Raw genomic sequence first — 23,489 nt, 5'->3', positions numbered from 1 at the left:
TTCCCTTAGGTATGTAGACGGGAAAACAGTAACTGGCATTATGAAAAAAGGCCACCTGAAAAGTGTGGCCTGATGAGAGTTCGATGTAAACATTGCGGCAGTTGTATTGCCGGATGCGGCGTAAACGCCTTATCTGACCTACCGCCGCAATCTGTAGGCCGGATAAGACGCGTCAAGCGTCGCATCCGGCAAATAGCACCTGACTGATAATTACTGATTACCCACCTGATCGCCATACGGCAGAGTGTCGTAATCGATCAGCGCGTTTTTCTTGTACGGGTTGCCAATCCAGCGAGTGGTTTCTTTGAACTGCGGGTTCACCACCGAACGGGTTGGATCGTAACCGTCGTAAGATAAGCCCGCCAAATCCGACCAGGTGTGGATCAGTTCTGCCAGGCTGTATTTACGATTGACATCCTGCGAGAAATCACGCGGATGAGTCGCCTGCCATTTTTCCGACGTCCACAGCAGGAACGGAATGGTGTACATGTGGCGCGTCGGATTATCTTCGTTACGCCCCTGGGTTTTGTGTGGCGGCGTGTCGTAAACCTCTTCACCGTGGTCAGAGAAATAAACCAGGAAACCGTTCGGATCGGTCGCTTTAAAGTCTTTAATCAGGCTTGCCACCACGTGATCGTTATACAGGTTAGCGTTGTCGTAATCGTTATACGACTCCAGCTCTTCTGCGCTTAATCCTGGTGGGACATGATCGGTATTGCCATCAAACTTGCCCTGATCTTCCGGGTAACGGTACTTGTATTTGATATGTGTACCCAGCAGATGAACGATGATCAGTTTCTTCGGCGCGGGGTCCTTCAGCACTTCCTGGAACGGCTTCAGCACGTTAGTGTCGTATTCACGTGCACTCTGCGTACGTTGCTGGTTCATGTAGTACTGCTTGTCGGTCTGGCGCGAAAATACCGTCAGCATGGTATTGCGGGCGGTCATCGTCTGCTGGTTGGTGATCCAGAAGGTTTTATAACCCGCCTGTTTCATCATGTTCATCAGCGACGGCTGCGTCAGATACAGATCCGGGTTCTTTTCGTTGGCGAAAGTCAGCGCCTGTTGCAGGATTTCAATGGTATACGGACGAGACGTAACCACGTTATTAAACACGGTCAGATTCGGATCGGTTTTATGCAGCGCATCCAGCTCCGGCGTGGTCTCGCGCGGATAACCGTACAGACTCATGCGTCCACGCTGGGTTGACTCGCCAATCACCAGTACCAGGGTGCGCGGTTCGTTACCCGATTCATCTTTGAAATTAGCCAGTGGCGGTAATGCATTATTTTCATTCAGCAGCTTCGTCAGCGAGTTAAGTTGCTGGCGATACTGATAATAACCGGTCAGAAATTGCCACGGTGCGGCAGGTTCCATGCGTGATGCCAGGTTATCCAACGTTTTCTCAAACGGCTTGTTTTTGATAAACGTATTCATGGCGATCGGATGCAGAATCAAACCATAAAGCAGGGCAAAAGAGACGATATAACGCCACGGCTTCGGAATATAGACCGGGCGCAGGCGTGTCCACAGCAGAACTGCCACCGCCGTATAGGCCAGCGCGATAAGCACAATCTTCAGGCTGAAATACTGGCTTAAATACTCGCTGGCTTCGTTGGTGTTGGTTTCAAACATCACAAACAGAACGCTCTGCGAGAACTCCTGACCGTAGATGACGTAGTAGCACAGCGCCGCCAGAGAGGCCGCCCACAGCACCACGCCGATCACTGCGGCAATAATTTTAATCCGCTTCGGAAAGAGGAATACCGGGATCAACCACAGCGAACTGAACAGCAGTGAGTCGCGAATGCCGTTGGTGCCGCTGTAGCCGCTGATGTAAATAATGGCCTGTAACAGGGTAGAGAAAAACCAAAAGTAGAGCAGTGCCCAACCCAGGGCTTTCCAGCTAAAAAGGGGGTTAGTCTGGACTTCAGTGGAATGCATAGTAAGAACCCGTTTTGGATAATAGCGCCGAATGTAAGGACAAAACCTTAAGGATATCTGAAGGGATATCCAGAATCTGGGTGAAATGCAGACAGAAATATATTGAAAACGAAGGTGTTAGAACAGAAGTATTTCAGAAAACCCTCGCGCTATTGCACGAGGGTTGAGAGAGGATGGGGGTTAGCCGGTATTACGCATACCTGCTGCAATTCCGGCAATAGTGACCATCAACGCTTGTTCGACGCGGGGATCCGGCTCCTGGCCTTCTTTTTCTGCCTGGCGGGAGCGGTGCAGCAACTCTGCCTGCAGTACGTTCAGCGGGTCAGTGTATATATTTCGTAGCTGAATAGACTCGGCAATCCACGGTAGATCGGCCATCAGATGAGAATCGTTGGCAATTGCCAGCACCACTTTGATGTCTTCTTCTTGCAGATTGCGTAACTCTTTACCTAACGGCCACAGCTCTTTGTCGACCAGGCGTTGGTCATAGTATTCCGCCAGCCACAGGTCTGCTTTGGCGAAGACCATTTCCAGCATTCCCAGACGCGTTGAGAAGAACGGCCAGTCGCGGCACATGGCTTCCAGCTCGCTCTGTTTGCCATCTTCGACCACTTTTTGCAGCGCAGTACCCGCGCCCAGCCAGGCTGGGAGCATCAGGCGGTTTTGCGTCCAGGCGAAGATCCACGGAATGGCGCGCAGTGACTCGACGCCGCCGGTCGGGCGACGTTTTGCCGGACGTGAACCCAACGGCAGTTTGCCCAGTTCCTGTTCTGGCGTGGCGGAGCGGAAGTATGGAACAAAGTCTTTGTTTTCACGCACATAACCACGGTATAGATCGCAGGAGATGACTGACAGTTCATCCATAATGTGACGCCAGCTCTCTTTCGGCTCTGGCGGTGGCAGCAGGTTGGCTTCCAGAATCGCCCCGGTGTACAGCGACAGGCTGCTGACCGTGATTTCCGGCAGACCGTACTTAAAGCGGATCATCTCGCCCTGTTCGGTCACGCGCAGGCCGCCTTTCAGGCTTCCTGGCGGTTGCGATAGCAGCGCCGCATGAGCCGGTGCGCCGCCGCGACCAATAGAACCACCGCGACCGTGGAACAGCGTCAGTTCAATACCTGCTTTTTCGCAGGTTTTGATTAACGCATCCTGTGCCTGATATTGCGCCCAGGAAGCCGCCATCACGCCCGCATCTTTTGCCGAGTCGGAATAGCCAATCATCACCATCTGTTTGCCCTGAATCAGGCCGCGATACCAGTCGATATTCAGCAACTGGGTCATGACATCGTTGGCGTTGTTCAGGTCATCGAGAGTTTCAAACAACGGAGCCACCGGCATTGCAAACCCGATACCCGCTTCTTTCAACAGCAGGTGGACAGCCAGTACGTCAGACGGCGTTTTCGCCATTGAGATCACGTAGGCGGCAATTGAACCTTGCGGTGCTTCGGCAATCACCTGACCGGTATCAAGCACTTCGCGCGTTTCGGCGCTCGGTTGCCAGTTGCGTGGCAGAAGCGGACGTTTGGAGTTCAGTTCGCGGATCAGGAACGCCTGTTTGTCGGCCTCTGACCAGCTTTCGTAGTCGCCGATGCCGAGGTAGCGGGTCAATTCACCCAGTGCTTCAGTATGACGGGTGCTCTCCTGACGGATATCAATACGCACCAGCGGTACACCGAAACATTTCACGCGGCGCAGAGTATCGAGCAGATCGCCGTTGGCGATAATGCCCATACCACACGCTTGCAGGGACTGGTAGCAAGCGTAGAGCGGCTCCCACAGTTCTTCGTTCTGCGTCAGCAGACCTTCCGGCTTCGGCAGTTCTTCACCTTTCAGGCGCGCTTCCAGCCATGCCTGGGTTGCCATCAGGCGGGAACGCAGGTTTTTCATCAGATAGCGATACGGTTCTGCGGCACCTTCTTCGCCGACCAGCGCCAGCAGTTCAGGGGTTGCTTCAACCATCGACAGTTCAGAAACCAGCACCTGAATATCTTTCAGGAACAGGTCGGTGGCTTTCCAGCGGCTGAGCAGAAGTACGTGACGGGTAATGTCTGCGGTGACGTTCGGGTTGCCGTCGCGGTCGCCGCCCATCCACGAGGTAAAACGCACCGGAACAAATTCGACGGGCAGTTTGTAGCCGAGATTCTCTTCCAGTTGTTCGTTTAGTTCGCGCAGGTAATTCGGTACGCCTTGCCACAGGCTGTTTTCTACTACGGCAAAGCCCCATTTGGCTTCATCTATCGGGCTTGGGCGCAGCTTACGGATTTCATCGGTATGCCATGACTGGGCGATCAACTGGCGCAGGCGGCGCATCAGTTGGTTGTGTTCGTAGTCAGCGATATCTTTGTTGTCGAGCTGTTTTAAGCACGCGTTCACTTCCACCATTTTGTGGATCAGTGTACGGCGGGTAATTTCGGTTGGGTGCGCAGTGAGAACCAGTTCCAGCGACAGTGATTCCACCGCTTTTTTGATGGTGTCTTCGCTCAGTTCCGGCTGGTTTTTCAGTTTACGCAGGGTGTGGGCGATCACTTCCGGGTTGCTGGCTGCCTCGCCTTTCGGTGAAATGCTGTGGTATTGCTCGGCGGTGTTGGCCAGGTTCAGGAACTGACTAAACGCACGCGCAACGGGCAGCAGCTCGTCGTTCGACAAATTTTGTAAGGTGGTGAGCAACTCCTGGCGGTTAGCATCATTGCCAGCGCGTGAAGATTTGGACAACTTACGGATAGTTTCTACGCGTTCAAGAATGTGTTCTCCCAACGCATCCTTGATGGTTTCTCCCAGCACTTTGCCGAGCATACTGACATTACTACGCAATGCGGAATATTGTTCGTTCATATAACCCCAGACACCCCATCTTATTGTTTGAAGCCCGGTATCCTTCACGTCGCATTGGCGCGAATATGCTCGGGCTTTGCTTTTCGTCGTCTTTTATAAAGCCACGTAAAAGCGGTGACGTCAAATGCTGCGAAATCGCTTCAGCAAACGAATAACTAGCAGGAATTTACGCCATTAAATTCACGATGATTTAAATAAGCGTAACTTATGGGAATGTTAAAAAATCACCATACATAACACCAAAGGTGTAGGTCGGATAAGATGCGCAAGCATCGCATCCGACATTATTGTGGCACTGGAGTTTGGTAACAGTGCCGGATGCGGCGCGAGCGCCTTATCCGGACTACGTTTTAATGCCAGCAGAAATGGTGAATGACCTGGGTGATCAGTTCGCGGGTGGGCTTGATAAACCGTGTCTCCAGATATTCATCAGGCTGATGGGCTTGATTGATGGAACCCGGCCCCAGTACCAGCGTCGGGCATAACGTCTGAATAAACGGTGCTTCGGTACAGTAGTTCACCACTTCGGTCTTTGCACCGAGTAATTTCTCAACCACTTCAACCAGTTGATGATTCGGCGGGCACTCGTAACCAGGGATCGGCGGATGCAGCTCTTCGACCGTCAAACGACCCGGCCAGCGTTCGCTCACCGGAGCCAGCGCGTCGTTGAGTAAACCATTAAGTTCATTGAGCGTCATGCCAGGCAACGGACGAATATCCATATGCAACTCGCAGCAAGCGCAAATACGGTTAGAGGCGTCGCCGCCGTGAATATGCCCAAGGTTGAGCGTGGGATATGGCACGGTAAACGCTTCGTAGTGATAACGCTCTTTCAGGTTATCGCGCAATTGCAAAATATGACCGATGGCGTCGTGCATCAGTTCGATAGCGTTAACTCCGCGCGACGGATCGCTGGAATGCCCCGACTGACCCAGAATGCGAATGGCATTGGAGATGTGGCCTTTATGCGCGCGTACCGGTTGTAGCGACGTCGGTTCGCCAATGATGGCGCAGTCCGGGCGCAGGGCGGTAGTTTCGGCAAAATAACGCGCTCCTGCCATACTGGTTTCTTCATCGGCAGTCGCCAGAATGTAGAGCGGTTTTGCAAGCTTCGTGACGTCGACATCGCGTAGCGCATCAAGGATAAACGCAAAAAAGCCTTTCATGTCGGCGGTGCCTAAGCCGTAAAGCTTGCCGTCATGCTCTGTCAGCGTAAACGGATCGCGCGTCCAGCGACCATCATCAAATGGCACCGTATCGGTATGACCCGCCAGCAGCAAGCCGCCAGCACCCTGTCCGCAACTGGCCAGCATATTAAATTTGTTGCGAGTTCCTGGCACGGGCTGCACTTCCACATTGAAGCCCAAATCTTTAAACCAGCCCGCCAGCAGAGTGATTAAATCTGCATTGCTTTGATCGAGTGCCTCTTCCGTGGCGCTTATTGAAGGTGTGGCAATCAGAGCACGGTAAATCTCGATAAATGGCGGTAATTTGTTTTTCATTGTTGACACACCTCTGGTCATGATAGTATCAATATTCATGCATTAATTGTGAATAAAAATACACTAACGTTGAGCGTAATAAAACCCACCAGCCGTAAGGTGAATGTTTTACGTTTAACCTGGCAACCAGACATAAGAAGGTGAATAGCCCCGATGTTGAATACGCTGATTGTGGGTGCCAGCGGCTACGCTGGCGCAGAGCTAGTGACCTATGTAAATCGCCATCCGCATATGAACATAACCGCTTTGACTGTTTCAGCGCAAAGCAATGATGCGGGAAAGTTAATCTCCGATTTGCATCCGCAGCTAAAAGGCATCGTTGATCTGCCGTTGCAGCCGATGTCGGATATCAGCGAGTTTAGCCCAGGGGTGGACGTGGTGTTTCTCGCCACCGCCCATGAAGTCAGCCACGATTTAGCACCGCAATTTCTTGAAGCGGGCTGCGTGGTGTTCGACCTTTCTGGCGCGTTTCGTGTTAACGACGCTGCCTTCTATGAAAAATATTACGGCTTTACCCATCAATACCCGGAACTGCTGGAACAGGCCGCTTATGGTCTGGCGGAGTGGTGTGGCAATAAATTAAAAGAAGCGAACTTGATTGCGGTGCCGGGCTGTTATCCGACGGCGGCACAACTGGCGCTGAAACCGTTGATTGATGCCGATCTTCTCGACCTCAGTCAGTGGCCGGTGATTAACGCCACCAGCGGTGTGAGCGGAGCGGGACGTAAGGCAGCGATTTCAAATAGCTTTTGTGAAGTTAGCCTGCAACCGTATGGTGTCTTTACCCATCGCCACCAGCCGGAGATCGCCACGCATCTCGGTGCTGACGTTATCTTCACCCCGCATCTGGGCAATTTCCCGCGCGGCATTCTCGAAACCATTACTTGCCGCCTGAAGCCTGGCGTGAACCAGGCGCAAGTGGCGCAAGCGTTACAGCGGGCGTATGCCCATCAACCGCTGGTGCGCCTGTATGACAAAGGCGTTCCGGCGCTAAAAAACGTCGTCGGGCTGCCGTTCTGCGATATCGGGTTTGCCGTTCAGGGCGAGCATCTGATTATTGTGGCGACCGAAGACAATTTATTGAAAGGTGCGGCGGCACAAGCGGTACAGTGCGCCAATATTCGTTTTGGCTATGCCCAAACGCAGTCTCTTATTTAAGGGTGCAATCATGAATCCATTAATTATCAAACTGGGCGGCGTATTGCTGGATAGTGAAGAGGCGCTGGAACGTCTGTTTAGCGCACTGGTGAATTATCGTGAGTCACATCAGCGTCCGCTGGTGATTGTCCACGGCGGCGGCTGCGTGGTGGATGAGCTGATGAAAGGGCTGAATCTGCCGGTGAAAAAGAAAAACGGCCTGCGGGTGACGCCTGCGGATCAGATAGACATTATCACCGGGGCGCTGGCGGGAACGGCAAATAAAACCCTGCTGGCGTGGGCGAAGAAACATCAGATTGCTGCCGTAGGTTTGTTTCTTGGTGACGGCGACAGCGTCAAAGTGACCCAGCTTGATGAAGAGTTAGGTCATGTTGGACTGGCGCAGCCAGGTTCGCCTAAGCTTATCAATACGTTGCTGGAAAACGGTTATCTCCCGGTGGTTAGCTCCATTGGCGTAACGGACGAAGGGCAACTGATGAACGTCAATGCTGACCAGGCGGCGACGGCGCTGGCGGCAACGCTGGGCGCGGATCTGATTTTGCTTTCCGACGTCAGCGGCATTCTCGACGGCAAAGGGCAACGTATTGCCGAAATGACCGCCGCGAAAGCAGAACAATTGATTGAGCAAGGCATTATTACTGACGGCATGATAGTGAAAGTGAACGCGGCGCTGGATGCTGCGCGCACGCTCGGCCGTCCGGTAGATATCGCCTCCTGGCGTCATGCGGAACAGCTTCCGGCACTGTTTAACGGTATGCCGATGGGTACGCGGATTTTAGCTTAAGTTTTGTTGGCCGGAGGCGCAGCTTTCCGGCATTGAATTTCAAAATAAGGAAACAGAGTTATGGCACTTTGGGGCGGGCGTTTTACCCAGGCAGCAGATCAACGGTTCAAACAATTCAACGACTCACTGCGCTTTGATTACCGTCTGGCGGAGCAGGATATTGTTGGCTCTGTGGCCTGGTCCAAAGCCCTGGTAACGGTAGGCGTGTTGACCGCAGAAGAGCAGGCGCAACTGGAAGAGGCGCTGAACGTGCTGCTGGAAGAGGTTCGCGCCAGGCCACAACAAATCCTTGAAAGCGACGCCGAAGATATCCATAGCTGGGTGGAAGGTAAACTGATCGACAAAGTGGGTCAGTTAGGCAAAAAACTGCATACCGGGCGTAGCCGTAATGATCAGGTGGCAACCGATCTGAAGTTGTGGTGCAAAGATACCGTTGGCGAGTTGCTGACGGCTAACCGGCAGCTGCAATCGGCGCTGGTGGAAACCGCGCAAAACAATCAGGATGCGGTAATGCCGGGTTACACGCACCTGCAACGCGCCCAGCCGGTAACTTTCGCGCACTGGTGCCTGGCCTATGTTGAGATGCTGGCGCGTGATGAAAGTCGTTTGCAGGATGCGCTTAAGCGTCTGGATGTCAGCCCGTTAGGCTGTGGCGCACTGGCGGGAACGGCCTATGAAATCGATCGTGAACAGTTAGCAGGCTGGCTGGGCTTTGCCTCGGCGACACGTAACAGTCTGGACAGCGTTTCTGACCGTGATCATGTGCTGGAGCTGCTTTCTGCTGCCGCCATCGGCATGGTGCATCTGTCGCGTTTTGCCGAAGATCTGATTTTCTTTAACACCGGCGAAGCGGGATTTGTGGAGCTTTCTGACCGCGTGACTTCCGGTTCATCATTAATGCCGCAGAAGAAAAATCCGGATGCGCTGGAGCTGATTCGCGGTAAATGCGGTCGGGTGCAGGGCGCGTTAACCGGCATGATGATGACGCTGAAAGGTTTGCCGCTGGCTTACAACAAAGATATGCAGGAAGACAAAGAAGGTCTGTTCGACGCGCTCGACACCTGGCTGGACTGCCTGCATATGGCGGCGCTGGTGCTGGACGGTATTCAGGTGAAACGCCCGCGTTGCCAGGAAGCGGCGCAGCAGGGTTACGCGAACGCCACTGAACTGGCGGATTACCTGGTGGCGAAAGGCGTGCCGTTCCGCGAGGCGCACCATATCGTGGGTGAGGCGGTGGTGGAAGCCATTCGTCAGGGCAAACCGCTGGAAGATCTGCCGCTCGCCGAGTTGCAGAAATTCAGCCAGGTGATTGGCGAAGATGTCTATCCGATTCTGTTGCTGCAATCGTGCCTCGACAAGCGCGCGGCAAAAGGCGGTGTTTCACCGCAGCAGGTGGCACAGGCGATTGCTTTTGCAAAGGCTCGGTTAGGGTAACGCTCCCCTGAGAATGGGGCGTTTGCCTGATGCGCTTTGTTTATCATGTCTACGTAGTGTTGCACTTTGTAGGCATGATAAGACGCGACAGCGTCGCATCAGGCAGTATTCTGTTGACCTTAAATTTAACGCCCAACCAGAACCATTATTTGTTACATGCCTTTTTATTCTTGCTTTACTCTCCCTATAAAAATCATTTTTAAATACACCAGGCGATACACAGTTTAATTAATTGAATATAATTAATTTCTATTGTTGTGTTTATTTTTAAAATTCATGGTGTTTATTATGTGATTATTTAACACGTTGTTTTAACGATGATGATTAATAGTGTAGGTCAAATTTGAGGGTGTTTTTGCTCCTCGGCGGAAATTTTTATTTTTAATGTGATCACGGTTGAATAATCCCCCTTTCTTTCTTGTATGGTAGTAGGCGTAAAATTAAGTTTGAAGCGTCTATTTACAACACAGGAGATTGCAATAATGAAAATTATTGCTGCGGACGTTTTTGTTACTTGCCCCGGGCGTAATTTCGTTACGCTTAAAATAACCACTGAAAGCGGACTTTGTGGGCTGGGAGATGCCACGTTAAATGGTCGCGAATTGTCGGTCGCTTCTTATCTGAAAGATCATCTTTGCCCACAATTAATTGGCCGCGATGCCAGCCGTATCGAAGATATCTGGCAATTCTTTTATAAAGGCGCTTACTGGCGACGTGGCCCCGTCACGATGTCGGCCATTTCTGCCATTGATGTGGCGTTGTGGGATATCAAAGCTAAAGCAGCCAATATGCCTTTGTATCAACTGCTTGGTGGCGCTTCTCGCGAGGGCGTGATGGTTTATTGCCACACCACCGGACGCACGATTGATGAAGTCCTTGAGGACTATGCGAAGCATCAGCAGATGGGCTTTAAGGCGATTCGTGTGCAGTGCGGTGTGCCTGGGATGCAAACCACCTATGGCCTGGCGAAGGGCAAAGGGCTGGCGTACGAACCGGCAACCAAAGGTCAGTGGCCGGAAGAGCAGTTGTGGTCGACGGAAAAATATCTCGATTTCACGCCGAAGTTATTCGAGGCGGTGCGCAATAAGTTCGGTTTTAACGAACATCTGTTGCATGACATGCACCATCGCCTTACCCCCATCGAAGCGGCGCGTTTTGGAAAGAGCATTGAGGATTACCGCCTGTTCTGGATGGAAGATCCAACGCCTGCCGAGAATCAGGAATGTTTCCGTTTGATTCGCCAGCATACCGTGACGCCGATTGCGGTCGGTGAAGTGTTTAACAGTATCTGGGACTGCAAGCAGTTAATCGAAGAGCAGTTAATTGACTATATTCGCACGACGATTACCCATGCAGGCGGCATTACCGGAATGCGGCGGATTGCTGATTTCGCATCGCTTTATCAGGTACGTACCGGTTCGCACGGTCCTTCTGATTTATCGCCCATTTGCCATGCGGCGGCGCTGCATTTTGACCTCTGGGTGCCAAACTTCGGCGTTCAGGAGTACATGGGCTATTCCGAACAAATGCTTGAAGTCTTCCCGCATAGCTGGCGCTTCGAGGAGGGGTATATGCACCCGGGCGACGCGCCTGGGCTGGGTATTTCTTTCGATGAGAAACTGGCGGCGAAATATCCGTATGACCCGGCGTATCTCCCCGTCGCACGACTGGAAGATGGCACATTGTGGAACTGGTAATAACGGTTCGCTTAATTATTTTCTGAATAATCACCAAATCGATTAATTCCGCTCAAGGAGCTAAAAATGGACGTTGATGTGTCAACCAGTGTTGCGGGTAATAAACCGCAACGGATTCGTCGTATTCAGACAGTGACGTTGGTTTTATTATTTATGGCGGGGATCGTTAATTTTCTCGACCGTTCGTCGTTGAGTGTGGCAGGAGAAGCAATTCGTGGCGAGTTAGGATTATCGGCGACAGAATTTGGCGTTTTGCTTTCTGCATTTTCTCTGTCTTATGGTTTTTCACAACTTCCTTCCGGTATTTTGCTAGACCGCTTTGGTCCACGAATAGTCTTGGGCGCAGGCTTAATATTCTGGTCATTAATGCAGGCATTAACAGGAATGGTTAATTCTTTTAGCCACTTTATTTTAATGCGTATTGGATTGGGTATTGGCGAAGCGCCGTTTATGCCTGCGGGAGTGAAATCTATTACCGACTGGTATGCGCAAAAAGAACGCGGCACGGCGCTGGGGATTTTTAACTCATCTACCGTTATCGGCCAGGCCATCGCGCCTCCTGCTCTTGTATTGATGCAACTGGCATGGGGCTGGCGGGCGATGTTCGTTATCATCGGCGTAGCGGGGATTCTGGTTGGGATCTGCTGGTACGCGTGGTATCGCAATCGGGCGCAGTTTGTCCTGACCGACGAAGAACGGACGTATCTCTCCGCACCGGTTAAACCGCGTCCACAGCTGCAATTTAGCGAGTGGCTGGCGCTGTTTAAGCACCGGACAACCTGGGGGATGATTTTAGGTTTCTCTGGCGTTAACTATACCGGTTGGCTCTACATCGCGTGGTTACCCGGCTATTTGCAGGCTGAGCAAGGTTTCAGTCTGGCGAAAACGGGCTGGGTGGCGGCGATTCCTTTCCTCGCGGCGGCGGTCGGGATGTGGGTTAACGGTATTGTTGTCGATCGACTGGCGAAAAAAGGCTACGACCTGGCGAAGACGCGTAAAACGGCTATTGTTTGCGGTTTGATGATGTCGGCATTAGGAACGTTGCTGGTAGTGCAATCTTCCTCGCCTGCGCAAGCGGTGGCGTTTATCTCAATGGCGCTGTTCTGTGTGCATTTTGCGGGAACATCTGCATGGGGACTGGTTCAGGTGATGGTGTCAGAAACAAAAGTGGCTTCCATCGCCGGGATTCAAAACTTTGGTAGTTTTGTCTTTGCTTCCTTTGCCCCGATAGTGACCGGCTGGGTGGTGGATACCACGCACTCATTTAATCTGGCGCTGGTTATCGCAGCCTGTGTGACCTTCACTGGCGCACTGTGTTACTTCTTTATCGTCAAAGATCGCATTGAGTAAGTCTGGCAGCCTGGCCCTCCGCTGGAGGGTCGGAATAAATAAAAAAAAAGCGGATCCTGGAGATCCGCAAAAGTTCACGTTGGCTTTAGTTATTCGAGTTGAGAAACTCTCGAAACGGGCAGTGACTTCAAGGGTTAAAGAGGTGCCGCTCCGTTTCTGTGAGCAATTATCAGTCAGAATGCTTGATAGGGATAATCGTTCGTTGCTATGCTACCTATCGCCATGAACTATCGTGGCGATGGAGGATGGATAATGAATATTCGTGATCTTGAGTACCTGGTGGCACTGGCCGAACACCGCCATTTTCGGCGAGCGGCAGATTCCTGCCACGTTAGCCAGCCGACGCTTAGCGGGCAAATTCGTAAGCTGGAAGATGAGCTGGGTGTGATGTTGCTGGAGCGGACCAGCCGTAAAGTGTTATTCACCCAGGCGGGAATGCTGCTGGTGGATCAGGCGCGTACCGTGCTGCGCGAGGTGAAAGTCCTTAAAGAGATGGCAAGCCAACAGGGCGAGACCATGTCCGGGCCGCTGCACATTGGTTTGATTCCTACGGTCGGGCCTTACCTGCTACCACATATTATCCCGATGCTGCACCAGACTTTCCCGAAGCTGGAAATGTATCTGCATGAAGCACAGACCCACCAGTTACTGACGCAGCTGGACAGTGGCAAACTCGACTGCGTGATCCTCGCGCTGGTAAAAGAGAGCGAAGCATTCATTGAAGTGCCGTTGTTTGATGAGCCAATGCTGCTGGCAATCTACGAAGATCATCCGTGGGCCAACCGCGAATGTGTACCAATGGCCGATCTGGCAGGGGAAAAACTGCTGATGCTGGAAGATGGTCACTGTCTGCGCGATCAGGCGATGGGCTTCTGCTTTGAAGCGGGGGCGGATGAAGATACACATTTCCGTGCGACCAGCCTGGAAACGCTGCGTAATATGGTGGCGGCAGGTAGCGGCATCACCTTGCTGCCTGCGCTGGCAGTGCCGCCGGAGCGTAAACGCGACGGCATTGTCTATCTGCCGTGCATTAAACCTGAACCGCGTCGCACTATTGGTCTGGTTTATCGTCCTGGCTCACCGCTGCGTAGTCGTTATGAACAGCTGGCAGAGGCCATCCGCGCAAAAATGGATGGCCATTTCGATAAAGCGTTAAAACAGGCGGTTTAAGCCGTTTAGTGCCGCTACCCGATAGGCTTCCGCCATCGTCGGGTAGTTAAAGGTGGTGTTAACGAAGTACTCAATGGTGTTGCCGCCACCTTTCTGTTCCATAATCGCCTGACCGATATGAATAATTTCGGCAGCGCGCTCGCCAAAGCAATGGATCCCCAGAATCTCTTTTGTTTCCCGATGGAACAAGATTTTTAGCGTACCCACGTTCATGCCAACGATTTGCGCTCGCGCCAGATGTTTGAACTGGGCGCGACCCACTTCATACGGCACTTTCATCGCGGTCAGCTGCTGTTCGGTTTTACCGACTGAGCTGATTTCCGGGATGGTGTAGATGCCGGTAGGGATATCTTCAATCAGATGCGCGGTGGCTTCACCTTTTACCAGCGCCTGCGCGGCGATGCGCCCCTGGTCGTAGGCCGCCGAAGCCAGGCTCGGATAACCAATCACGTCGCCCACTGCGTAAACGTGCGGCTGTGCGGTCTGATACATGCTGTTGACCTTAAGCTGTCCGCGACTGTCAGTTTCCAGCCCAATGTTCTGTAACGCCAGTGAATCGGTATTACCGGTGCGACCGTTGGCATAGAGCAGACAGTCTGCTTTCAGTTTCTTGCCTGACTTCAGGTGCATGATTACGCCGTCGTCGCAACCTTCAATCTTCTCGTACTCTTCGTTGTGACGAATGACCACACCGCTGTTCCAGAAGTGGTACGAGAGAGAATCTGACATCTCTTGATCAAGAAAAGCCAACAAACGATCGCGGGTGTTGATCAGATCCACTTTCACATCCATTCCACGGAAGATCGATGCGTATTCACAGCCGATCACTCCAGCACCGTAAATAAGCACGTGGCGCGGTTCGTGATGCATGCTAAGAATCGAATCGCTGTCGTAAATGCGTGGATGGGTAAAATCAACATCAGCTGGATGATATGGACGAGAACCGCAGGCAATAACAAATTTTTCTGCGGTCAGCGTTTCGACCGTACCGTCCGGGCAATCCAGCGCCAGCGTATGTTCGTCAACAAAGCGGGCGTTCCCCTGCAATATTTCGCAGTGATTACGTTCGTAAAATCCCTGACGCATACGTGTTTGTTGATTAATCACGTTATCGGCATGGTTAAGGATATCGGCAAAAGAAGAGCGGAGCAGTCGCGAATGGTCGCTGTAAAGTGGGTTTTGATTAAATTCTATAATGCGGCTGACGGCGTGACGGAGGGCTTTCGACGGGATGGTGCCCCAGTGGGTGCAACCGCCGCCAACATTTTGATAACGCTCGATAACTGCGACGCGCGCGCCTTGCTTAACCAGGCCCATTGCAGCGCCTTCGCCGCCGGGGCCGGAACCTATTACTATGGCATCGTAATCGTAGGAATGTGGCATGGTAGGGCTTACCTGTTCTTATACATAAAAGCAACAGAATGGTAACATTTTATCGCGAGTAAGCCAATTGATCCCCGTCATTTATCCGGCTATATCGTGAGCGGCCTTTGTGTTGTCTACCCCTTTTTCATTTCATTAATTCACTATTAATCGCTTTTTCTTGTGACTGGCAGTTTTATCTTGCTGAAGTGTGCTTTTTTGTTATTGTCTTTGTGAAATTTTCTTATAAAACAAATATATAAATATTTTATATTGATGGCGCATTTGTATTTATACCATCAATAAAATCCGTCAATTAGCCTGTTTATCTATAAATAAGGGAATAGCAGATGATCGAACACTATATTCGGGGGTTTGAGGAAGAACTGCGCGAGATCCGCCATCGGATCTATGAAAACCCGGAGCTGGGGTTACAGGAGTTTCAAACCAGCGCGTTGGTAGCAGAAAAGCTGCGACAGTGGGGCTATGAGGTAGAGCAAGGGCTGGCGACGACCGGCGTGGTTGCCACCTTAAAAGTGGGCGACGGAGAGAAAAGTATTGGTTTGCGGGCGGATATGGATGCGTTACCGATTTATGAAAATAGCGGCAAGCCCTGGTCCAGCAAACAACCTGGTTTAATGCACGCCTGCGGGCATGACGGGCATACCACCATACTGCTGGGGGCCGCGCGTTATTTTGCCGAAACCCGCCGTTTTAACGGCACGTTACGTCTCATCTTCCAGCCAGCCGAAGAGATGATCAACGGCGGTGAGATTATGGTTAAAGAGGGGCTTTTTGACCGTTTCCCCTGCGATGTGATTTTCGGTATGCACAACATGCCGGGTCTGCCGGTTGGCAAGTTTTACTTCCAGCCCGGGGCGCTGATGGCGTCAATGGATCAGTTCCACATTACGGTTCGTGGTTGTGGCGGACACGGTGCGATCCCCCACAAAGCCATCGACCCGGTGCTGGTCGCGGCACATATCACCACCGCATTACAAAGTATTGTGTCGCGCAATGTCGATCCACTGGAAGCGGCGGTAATTACCGTCGGCAGCATTGTTGCGGGTGAGGCTGCTAACGTCATTCCGGATAGTGCTGAGATGAAAATCAGCGTCCGCTCTCTTAGCCGTGAAACCCGGCAACTCCTTCTGTCCCGTATTCCTGCATTGGCGCAAGCCCAGGCCGTCAGCTTTGGCGCTACGGCTGATGTGACGCATGTTAACGGCACTCCGGTATTAGTGAATGATGAGGCGATGGCGCGCTTTGCCTGCCAGGTGGCCTGTGAAACGTTTGGTGAAGACAGGGCTGAGTTTGGCATCAAGCCGCTGATGGGCAGTGAAGATTTCTCTTTCATGCTGGAGGCCCAGCCAAAAGGCGCTTTCCTGTTGTTCGGTAATGGTGATGTCGGGGAAGGTTCCTGCATGGTGCATAACCCCGGATACGACTTCAACGATGCAAGTCTGGTGCCGGCAAGTAGCTACTGGGGCGCGCTGGTGGAAGCCTGGTTGCAATAAATAAAACAACACACAACAACACATTCTGGCAAGGAACATGGAATGACGGCGATCGTAAATGAATCGGTGGGCGTAAAGAAAAAGCCCAGCGGTAAGCGGGTGATTTTTGCTTCGGCGTTTGGCAATGCGCTCGAATTTTTTGATTTTGGCGTTTACAACTTTTTTGTGGTCTATATCAGTACACTTTTCTTTCCTCCCAGTGCCGATCATAACGTCGCGCTGTTACTGGCATTTGCGACTTTTGGCGTGAGCTTTTTTATGCGCCCGCTCGGTGGGATTATCGTTGGCGCCTGGGCCGATCGTTTCGGGCGTAAACCGGCGATGGTGTTCACTATTGCCCTGATGAGCCTCGGTACGTTGATGATCGGCATCGCGCCGACATATGCGACGGCGGGCTATTGGGGAACGGCAACGCTGGTGCTGGCGCGTCTGATCCAGGGCGTTGCGGCAGGTGGTGAAGTCGGCGCCTCAATGTCTTTGCTGGTTGAGTCTGCGCCGGCAAATCGTCGCGGCTTTTACAGTAGCTGGTCGCTGGCGACTCAGGGGCTGGCAACGACCTTTGGTGGTATCGTCGCTTTAGGTTTGAGTGCATGGTTGCCGTTTGCCACAGGTTCAGAGACCGTAATGGCGGAGTGGGGCTGGCGAGTGCCGTTTTTTATTGGCGTGTTATTAGCACCTATCGGTTGCTGGTTGCGTCTGAACCTGGAAAATGACGTACCTGAGCCAGTGCGCAATAAAAAAGCTGCTACCAGCGAAAGCGCGTTCTCTCTGCTCCTGCAACATAAGGCGACTATCGTTAACGGCGTTTTACTCGCTATTGGTAGCACGGTCGCAACCTATATCTCCCTCTTTTATTACGGCACCTGGGCGGCGAAGTATCTGGCGATGCCTCAACATTATTCTCATGCAGCGATGTTACTGGCGGGCGTTATTACGTTTGTGGGTGCGCTGCTGGTGGGGATGCTGTGTGATTCGGTCGGGCGTAAAAAGCTGATTTTAATCTCCCGTGTGATGGTGCTTCTCTGTAGCTGGCCTTCGTTCTGGCTGTTGGTGAATTACCCAAGCCCTGGCATGTTGCTGACGGTGGTTTTCGTGATGGTCAGCTTTACCACGCTTGGTGGTGTGCCGGTAATGTTGTTGATTTCCGAACTATTGCCGAAACGGATTCGGGCATTGGGCTTCGCGCTGGTTTATAGCATTGGTGTGGCAATTTTCGGTGGTTTTGCACAATATTTCGCCACGCAATCTATCGTGTTACTGGATAGCCTGACGGCTCCGGCGTGGTATCTGGGCGGAGGCACGTTGCTGTCGATGCTGGCGTTGTTGTTTGTGAAAGAACCAGCCAAAGAGCTTCAGTAAATATGTTTTATTGCCTTACCGTTCATTCACAACACTGGAGCAATCCAGTATGTTCATTCTCTGGTATAGTGCCAGCAGTACTTTTGGCAAGGATTCAGACATTGTGATGGGCGTAAGAGCGCAACAAAAAGAAAAAACCCGCCGTTCGCTGGTGGAAGCCGCATTTAGCCAATTAAGTGCTGAACGCAGCTTCGCCAGCCTGAGTTTGCGTGAAGTGGCGCGAGAAGCGGGCATTGCTCCCACCTCTTTTTACCGGCATTTCCGCGACGTAGACGAACTTGGTCTGACCATGGTTGATGAGAGCGGTTTAATGCTGCGCCAACTCATGCGCCAGGCGCGTCAGCGTATTGCCAAAGGCGGGAGTGTGATCCGCACCTCGGTCTCCACATTTATGGAGTTCATCGGTAATAATCCGAACGCCTTCCGGTTATTATTGCGGGAACGCTCCGGCACTTCCGCTGCGTTTCGTGCCGCTGTTGCGCGTGAAATTCAGCACTTCATTGCGGAACTTGCGGACTATCTGGAACTCGAAAACCATATGCCTCGTGCGTTTACTGAAGCGCAAGCCGAAGCAATGGTGACGATTGTCTTCAGTGCGGGTGCTGAGGCGTTGGACGTCGGCGTCGAACAACGTCGGCAATTAGAAGAGCGACTGGTACTGCAACTGCGAATGATTTCGAAAGGGGCTTATTACTGGTATCGCCGTGAACAAGAAAAAACCGCAATTATTCCGGGAAATGTGAAGGACGAGTAATGAAACAAGCAAATCAAGATAGAGGTACGCTGCTGCTGGCGCTGGTTGCAGGCTTATCGATCAATGGTACTTTTGCGGCGCTGTTTAGCTCCATTGTGCCATTTTCTGTATTCCCGATTATTTCCCTGGTGCTGACAGTTTACTGCCTGCATCAACGTTATCTTAATCGTACTATGCCAGTAGGCTTGCCGGGGCTGGCTGCCGCCTGTTTTATTCTCGGCGTTCTGCTGTACAGCACCGTGGTTCGTGCGGAATATCCGGATATCGGTTCTAACTTCTTCCCGGCTGTGTTGTCGGTCATTATGGTGTTCTGGATTGGCGCGAAGATGCGTAACCGTAAGCAGGAAGTTGCTGAGTAATCGGTAAGATGCCGGATGCTGGCGCATCCGGCATGGGTTTTACTTCGCCGTCAGTAACACGCCGCACTCCATATGGTGCGTGTAGGGGAACTGATCAAACAGAGCCAGACGTTCAACCTTGTGCGTCTGACTTAATGTTTCCAGATTCTTACATAACGTTTCCGGGTTGCAGGAAATGTACAAAATACGCGGATACGCCTGCACCATTTTCTCGGTTTCACTGTCCAGACCGCTGCGCGGCGGGTCGACAAAAATGGTTTCGCACTGATAACTCTTTAAATCGATACCCTGTAAACGGTTAAATTCGCGCACACCATTCATTGCCTGGGTAAATTCTTCCGCTGCCATACGAATAATTTGTACGTTATCAATATGGTTAGCGGCAATGTTGTATTGCGCAGCAGCGACCGACGGCTTAGCGATTTCGGTGGCTAATACTCGATCAAAATTGCGCGCCAGAGCTAATGAAAAATTACCGTTGCCGCAGTACAGCTCCAGTAAATCGCCTTTTGAGCCTTTGGTTACGTCCAGCGCCCATTCCAGCATCTGAATGCTCATCGCCGCGTTCGGCTGAGTGAAACTGTTCTCCACCTGACGGTAGATCATCTCTTTCCCTGCGACCGGCAGACGTTCGTCGATGTAATCTTGATCCAGCTCGATTTTGGTTTTCGTTGCCCGACCAATCAGATGCACATTCAGATTCTGCGCTCGCAGTGCATCGCGCAGGGCTTCCGCTTCCTGACGCCACTCATCATCCAGCTTTTTATGGTACAGCAGGGAAACCACCGCCTGATTACTCAACGTAGTGAGGTAATCAATCTGGAACAACTTGTGGCGCAGAACGGGATTATTACGCACACCCGCAATCATCGCCGTCATCAACTGGTTGATGAGTTCACTGGCAGCGGGGAAGCTATCCACGCGGATGCGGCTTTTGGTTTGTTGATCGAAAATGATGTGGTACAGGTCATCGCCATCGTGCCAGATGCGGAACTCCGCACGCATCCGGTAATGGCTGACCGGCGAGCGAAACACTTCCGGAACCAGGTCAGAAAACGGCGCCATCATACTTTGTAAACGTACCACTTTTTCGGCTAACTGCGCTTCATACTGTTCTGTTGGAAGGTGTTCGGGGGTCATGATGTATCCTGAAAATGAAATGTACGCGGCGATTGTAGGGATTGCTCATCAGATGTCCAGATCTTGATGTATTCCTATTTGTGAGCTACGTCTGGACAGCAACTTGTTACAACCTGTAGCATCCTCTCGCCGGTCCTGTGAGTTAATAGGGAATCCAGTGCGAATCTGGAGCTGACGCGCAGCGGTAAGGAAAGGTGCGATGATTGCGTAATGCGGACACTGCCATCCGGTGGGAAGTCATCATCTCTTTGTATCTTCAGATACCCCTCCAAGCCCGAAGACCTGCCGGCTAACGTCGCATCTGGTTCTCATCATCGCGTAATATTGATGAAACCTGCGGCATCCTTCTTCTATTGTGGATGCTTTACAATGATTAAAAAAGCTTCGCTGCTGACGGCGTGTTCTGTCACAGCCTTTTCCGCTTGGGCACAGGATACCAGCCCGGATACTCTAGTCGTTACTGCTAACCGTTTTGAACAGCCGCGCAGCACTGTGCTTGCTCCCACTACCGTTGTGACGCGTCAGGATATCGACCGCTGGCAATCGACCTCAGTCAATGATGTGCTGCGCCGTCTCCCGGGCGTGGATATCACCCAAAACGGCGGTTCAGGTCAGCTCTCATCTATTTTTATTCGCGGCACTAACGCCAGTCATGTGTTGGTGTTAATTGATGGTGTACGCCTGAATCTGGCAGGGGTGAGTGGTTCTGCTGACCTTAGCCAGTTCCCTATTGCGCTTGTCCAGCGTGTTGAATATATCCGTGGGCCGAGATCCGCCGTTTATGGTTCCGATGCAATAGGCGGGGTGGTGAATATCATCACGACACGCGATGAACCCGGAACGGAAATTTCAGCGGGATGGGGAAGCAATAGTTATCAGAACTACGATGTCTCTACGCAACAGCAGTTGGGGGATAAGACTCGGGTAACCTTGTTGGGCGATTACGCTTATACCCATGGTTATGATGTCGTCGCCTATGGCAATACCGGAACGCAAGCGCAGCCAGATAACGATGGTTTCTTAAGCAAAACGCTTTATGGAACGCTGGAGCATAACTTTACCGATGTGTGGAGCGGCTTTGTGCGCGGCTATGGCTATGATAATCGTACTAATTATGACGCGTATTATTCTCCAGGCTCGCCGCTGCTCGATACTCGCAAACTCTATAGCCAAAGCTGGGATGCCGGGCTGCGCTATAACGGCGAGCTGATTAAATCACAACTGATTACCAGTTACAGCCACAGCAAAGATTACAACTACGATCCGCATTATGGTCGTTATGATTCGTCCGCAACGCTTGATGAAATGAAGCAATATACCGTCCAGTGGGCAAATAACGTTACCGTTGGCCACGGTAATATTGGCGCGGGCGTTGACTGGCAGAAACAGACTACGACGCCAGGTACTGGTTATGTTGAGGATGGGTATGATCAACGTAACACCGGTCTCTATCTGACCGGATTGCAACAAGTCGGCGATTTTACCTTTGAAGGTGCTGCACGCAGCGACGATAACTCACAGTTTGGTCGTCATGGAACCTGGCAAACGAGTGCCGGTTGGGAATTCATCGAAGGTTATCGTTTTATCGCTTCTTATGGCACGTCGTACAAGGCACCTAATCTTGGGCAACTCTACGGCTTCTACGGTAATCCGGATCTAAATCCTGAGAAAAGCAAACAGTGGGAAGGGGCGTTTGAAGGCTTAACTGCTGGAGTGAACTGGCGTATTTCCGGATATCGTAACGATGTTAGTGACTTGATCGATTATGATGATCACACCCTGAAATACTACAACGAAGGGAAAGCGCGGATTAAGGGCGTCGAGGCGACCGCCAATTTTGATACCGGACCGCTGACGCATACGGTGAGTTATGATTATGTCGATGCGCGTAACGCGATTACCGACACGCCGTTGCTACGTCGCGCTAAACAGCAGGTGAAATATCAGCTCGACTGGCAACTGTATGACTTCGACTGGGGTATTACTTATCAGTATTTAGGCACTCGCTATGATAAGGATTACTCATCTTATCCTTATCAAACCGTTAAAATGGGCGGTGTGAGCTTGTGGGATCTTGCGGTTGCGTATCCGGTCACCTCTCATCTGACTGTTCGTGGTAAAATAGCCAACTTGTTCGACAAAGATTACGAGACAGTCTATGGCTACCAAACTGCAGGACGGGAATACACCTTGTCTGGCAGCTACACCTTCTGAACCACGTCCCACCGTGCTGGTGTTTGACTCCGGCGTCGGTGGGCTGTCGGTCTATGACGAGATCCGGCGTCTCTTACCGGATCTCCATTACATTTATGCTTTCGATAATGTCGCTTTCCCATATGGCGAAAAAAGCGAAGAGTTTATTGTTGAGCGCGTAGTGGAAATTGTCACTGCGGTGCAAGAGCGTTATCCCCTTGCGCTGGCTGTGGTGGCCTGCAACACCGCCAGCACCGTTTCACTTCCTGCTTTGCGCGAAAAGTTCGCTTTCCCGGTTGTCGGCGTCGTGCCGGCGATTAAACCCGCAGCGCGTTTGACCGCTAATGGTATTGTTGGATTGCTGGCAACACGCGGTACGGTGAAACGTTCTTATACCCATGAGCTGATTGCGCGTTTCGCTAATGAATGCCAGATAGAGATGCTGGGCTCGGCAGAAATGGTTGAACTGGCTGAAGCGAAGCTGCATGGCGAAGAAATTTCTCTGGATGCGCTAAAGCGTATCTTGCGCCCATGGTTAAGAATGAAAGAGCCACCAGATACCGTGGTTCTGGGTTGTACTCATTTCCCTCTATTACAAGATGAACTGTTACAGGTGCTGCCAGAGGGAACCCGGCTGGTAGATTCTGGCGCAGCAATTGCGCGCCGAACGGCCTGGTTGTTAGAATATGAAGCCCCGGAAGCAAAATCTGCCGATGCGAATGTTGCCTTTTGTATGGCAATGACGCCAGAAGCAGAACAATTATTGCCCGTTTTACAGCGTTATGGCTTCAAAACGCTCGAAAAATTGGCAGTTTTAGACTGATTTGGTTGAAACTTGCGCGGTTGGAAATTTATTTTAAATTTCCTCTTGTCAGGCCGGAATAACTCCCTATAATGCGCCACCACTGACACGGAACAACGGCAGACAAGCCGC

17 protein-coding genes and 1 riboswitch are annotated in these 23,489 nt (G+C 51.8%); of the genes, 12 read left to right on the top strand and 5 right to left on the bottom strand.

Going from position 1 to position 23,489, the window contains the following annotated elements:
- Nucleotides 1-210 precede the first annotated feature (210 nt).
- The 3 genes from HEN21_RS12910 to argE form a co-directional block, all read right to left on the bottom strand.
- Nucleotides 211-1,944, bottom strand: a complete 1,734-nt coding sequence (locus HEN21_RS12910; protein ID WP_000556330.1) for a phosphoethanolamine transferase CptA — start codon at nt 1,942-1,944, stop codon at nt 211-213.
- A 180-nt stretch (nt 1,945-2,124) separates the two neighbouring features.
- Entirely contained in the window at nt 2,125-4,776 is a 2,652-nt protein-coding gene (gene ppc, locus HEN21_RS12905) for a phosphoenolpyruvate carboxylase (protein WP_176252148.1), read from the bottom strand.
- A 350-nt stretch (nt 4,777-5,126) separates the two neighbouring features.
- Entirely contained in the window at nt 5,127-6,278 is a 1,152-nt protein-coding gene (argE, locus tag HEN21_RS12900) for an acetylornithine deacetylase (protein WP_032226759.1), read from the bottom strand.
- Nucleotides 6,279-6,431: 153 nt separating this feature from the next.
- Between argE and argC the strand changes: the two genes are divergently transcribed.
- From argC to oxyR, 6 genes are all read left to right on the top strand, one after another.
- Entirely contained in the window at nt 6,432-7,436 is a 1,005-nt protein-coding gene (gene argC, locus HEN21_RS12895) for an N-acetyl-gamma-glutamyl-phosphate reductase (protein WP_000935357.1), read from the top strand.
- A 7-nt stretch (nt 7,437-7,443) separates the two neighbouring features.
- Nucleotides 7,444-8,220 (top strand): acetylglutamate kinase, encoded by a 777-nt coding sequence (argB, locus tag HEN21_RS12890; RefSeq protein ID WP_001362445.1) that lies wholly within the window; start codon nt 7,444-7,446, stop codon nt 8,218-8,220.
- Nucleotides 8,221-8,280: 60 nt separating this feature from the next.
- Nucleotides 8,281-9,654: an argininosuccinate lyase gene (gene argH, locus HEN21_RS12885; protein WP_176252147.1), complete on the top strand. Its 1,374-nt coding sequence runs from the start codon at nt 8,281-8,283 to the stop codon at nt 9,652-9,654.
- 482 nt (nt 9,655-10,136) lie between these two features.
- Nucleotides 10,137-11,351, top strand: a complete 1,215-nt coding sequence (gene manD / locus HEN21_RS12880) for a D-mannonate dehydratase ManD (RefSeq protein ID WP_176242516.1) — start codon at nt 10,137-10,139, stop codon at nt 11,349-11,351.
- A gap of 66 nt (nt 11,352-11,417) precedes the next feature.
- The gene (locus HEN21_RS12875; RefSeq protein ID WP_000382176.1) at nt 11,418-12,701 is read left to right on the top strand and encodes an MFS transporter; all 1,284 of its coding nucleotides are present in this window, start codon (nt 11,418-11,420) and stop codon (nt 12,699-12,701) included.
- Nucleotides 12,702-12,953: 252 nt separating this feature from the next.
- Nucleotides 12,954-13,871, top strand: coding sequence for a DNA-binding transcriptional regulator OxyR (gene oxyR, locus HEN21_RS12870; protein WP_001025945.1), 918 nt, complete (start codon nt 12,954-12,956; stop codon nt 13,869-13,871).
- On the opposite strand, the gene sthA is transcribed toward oxyR, so the two are convergent.
- On the bottom strand, nt 13,854-15,254 hold the full coding sequence (gene sthA, locus HEN21_RS12865) for a Si-specific NAD(P)(+) transhydrogenase (RefSeq protein WP_001120822.1): 1,401 nt from the start codon (nt 15,252-15,254) through the stop codon (nt 13,854-13,856). The genes oxyR and sthA overlap by 18 nt on opposite strands.
- Before the next feature lie 329 nt (nt 15,255-15,583).
- Between sthA and HEN21_RS12860 the strand changes: the two genes are divergently transcribed.
- From HEN21_RS12860 to HEN21_RS12845, 4 genes are all read left to right on the top strand, one after another.
- Nucleotides 15,584-16,750, top strand: coding sequence for a M20 aminoacylase family protein (locus HEN21_RS12860; RefSeq protein WP_176252614.1), 1,167 nt, complete (start codon nt 15,584-15,586; stop codon nt 16,748-16,750).
- 42 nt (nt 16,751-16,792) lie between these two features.
- Nucleotides 16,793-18,109: a citrate-proton symporter gene (locus HEN21_RS12855; RefSeq protein WP_000125447.1), complete on the top strand. Its 1,317-nt coding sequence runs from the start codon at nt 16,793-16,795 to the stop codon at nt 18,107-18,109.
- Between the two features lie 103 nt (nt 18,110-18,212).
- The gene (gene fabR / locus HEN21_RS12850) at nt 18,213-18,863 is read left to right on the top strand and encodes an HTH-type transcriptional repressor FabR (protein WP_001309117.1); all 651 of its coding nucleotides are present in this window, start codon (nt 18,213-18,215) and stop codon (nt 18,861-18,863) included.
- Complete coding sequence (locus HEN21_RS12845; RefSeq protein WP_000806411.1) at nt 18,863-19,222, top strand: YijD family membrane protein; 360 nt, start codon at nt 18,863-18,865, stop codon at nt 19,220-19,222. Before fabR ends, HEN21_RS12845 begins: the two co-directional genes overlap by 1 nt.
- Before the next feature lie 39 nt (nt 19,223-19,261).
- Here the strand turns inward: HEN21_RS12845 and trmA are convergent, their stop codons facing one another.
- Nucleotides 19,262-20,362: a tRNA (uridine(54)-C5)-methyltransferase TrmA gene (gene trmA, locus HEN21_RS12840; RefSeq protein WP_176252615.1), complete on the bottom strand. Its 1,101-nt coding sequence runs from the start codon at nt 20,360-20,362 to the stop codon at nt 19,262-19,264.
- A 113-nt stretch (nt 20,363-20,475) separates the two neighbouring features.
- Nucleotides 20,476-20,666: riboswitch (cobalamin riboswitch) on the top strand.
- A 65-nt stretch (nt 20,667-20,731) separates the two neighbouring features.
- On the opposite strand from trmA, the gene btuB reads away from it, so the two are divergent.
- Both btuB and murI read left to right on the top strand, forming a co-directional pair.
- Nucleotides 20,732-22,576 carry a TonB-dependent vitamin B12 receptor BtuB gene (gene btuB, locus HEN21_RS12835; protein ID WP_176252616.1) on the top strand — a complete coding sequence of 615 codons (1,845 nt, stop codon included), beginning with the start codon at nt 20,732-20,734 and terminating at the stop codon, nt 22,574-22,576.
- Complete coding sequence (gene murI / locus HEN21_RS12830; RefSeq protein WP_176252617.1) at nt 22,521-23,378, top strand: glutamate racemase; 858 nt, start codon at nt 22,521-22,523, stop codon at nt 23,376-23,378. Before btuB ends, murI begins: the two co-directional genes overlap by 56 nt.
- Nucleotides 23,379-23,489 lie beyond the last annotated feature (111 nt).

The sequence above is a fragment of the Escherichia sp. 93.1518 genome, from assembly GCF_013368915.2.
In the GTDB taxonomy this organism is placed as follows: Bacteria; Pseudomonadota; Gammaproteobacteria; order Enterobacterales; family Enterobacteriaceae; genus Escherichia; species Escherichia ruysiae.
The sequence above is the reverse complement of the archived record's forward strand: the minus strand, read 5'-3'. Positions and strand labels throughout refer to the sequence as shown.

Bases quoted from the DNA above. Each gene is read 5' to 3' on its own strand.
- HEN21_RS12910 (WP_000556330.1), bottom strand. From the start codon at position 1,944: ATGCATTCCACTGAAGTCCAGACTAACCCCCTTTTTAGCTGGAAAGCC.
- ppc (WP_176252148.1), bottom strand. From the start codon at position 4,776: ATGAACGAACAATATTCCGCATTGCGTAGTAATGTCAGTATGCTCGGC.
- argE (WP_032226759.1), bottom strand. From the start codon at position 6,278: ATGAAAAACAAATTACCGCCATTTATCGAGATTTACCGTGCTCTGATT.
- argC (WP_000935357.1), top strand. From the start codon at position 6,432: ATGTTGAATACGCTGATTGTGGGTGCCAGCGGCTACGCTGGCGCAGAG.
- argH (WP_176252147.1), top strand. From the start codon at position 8,281: ATGGCACTTTGGGGCGGGCGTTTTACCCAGGCAGCAGATCAACGGTTC.
- manD (WP_176242516.1), top strand. From the start codon at position 10,137: ATGAAAATTATTGCTGCGGACGTTTTTGTTACTTGCCCCGGGCGTAAT.
- HEN21_RS12875 (WP_000382176.1), top strand. From the start codon at position 11,418: ATGGACGTTGATGTGTCAACCAGTGTTGCGGGTAATAAACCGCAACGG.
- oxyR (WP_001025945.1), top strand. From the start codon at position 12,954: ATGAATATTCGTGATCTTGAGTACCTGGTGGCACTGGCCGAACACCGC.
- sthA (WP_001120822.1), bottom strand. From the start codon at position 15,254: ATGCCACATTCCTACGATTACGATGCCATAGTAATAGGTTCCGGCCCC.
- HEN21_RS12860 (WP_176252614.1), top strand. From the start codon at position 15,584: ATGATCGAACACTATATTCGGGGGTTTGAGGAAGAACTGCGCGAGATC.
- HEN21_RS12855 (WP_000125447.1), top strand. From the start codon at position 16,793: ATGACGGCGATCGTAAATGAATCGGTGGGCGTAAAGAAAAAGCCCAGC.
- HEN21_RS12845 (WP_000806411.1), top strand. From the start codon at position 18,863: ATGAAACAAGCAAATCAAGATAGAGGTACGCTGCTGCTGGCGCTGGTT.
- trmA (WP_176252615.1), bottom strand. From the start codon at position 20,362: ATGACCCCCGAACACCTTCCAACAGAACAGTATGAAGCGCAGTTAGCC.
- btuB (WP_176252616.1), top strand. From the start codon at position 20,732: ATGATTAAAAAAGCTTCGCTGCTGACGGCGTGTTCTGTCACAGCCTTT.
- murI (WP_176252617.1), top strand. From the start codon at position 22,521: ATGGCTACCAAACTGCAGGACGGGAATACACCTTGTCTGGCAGCTACA.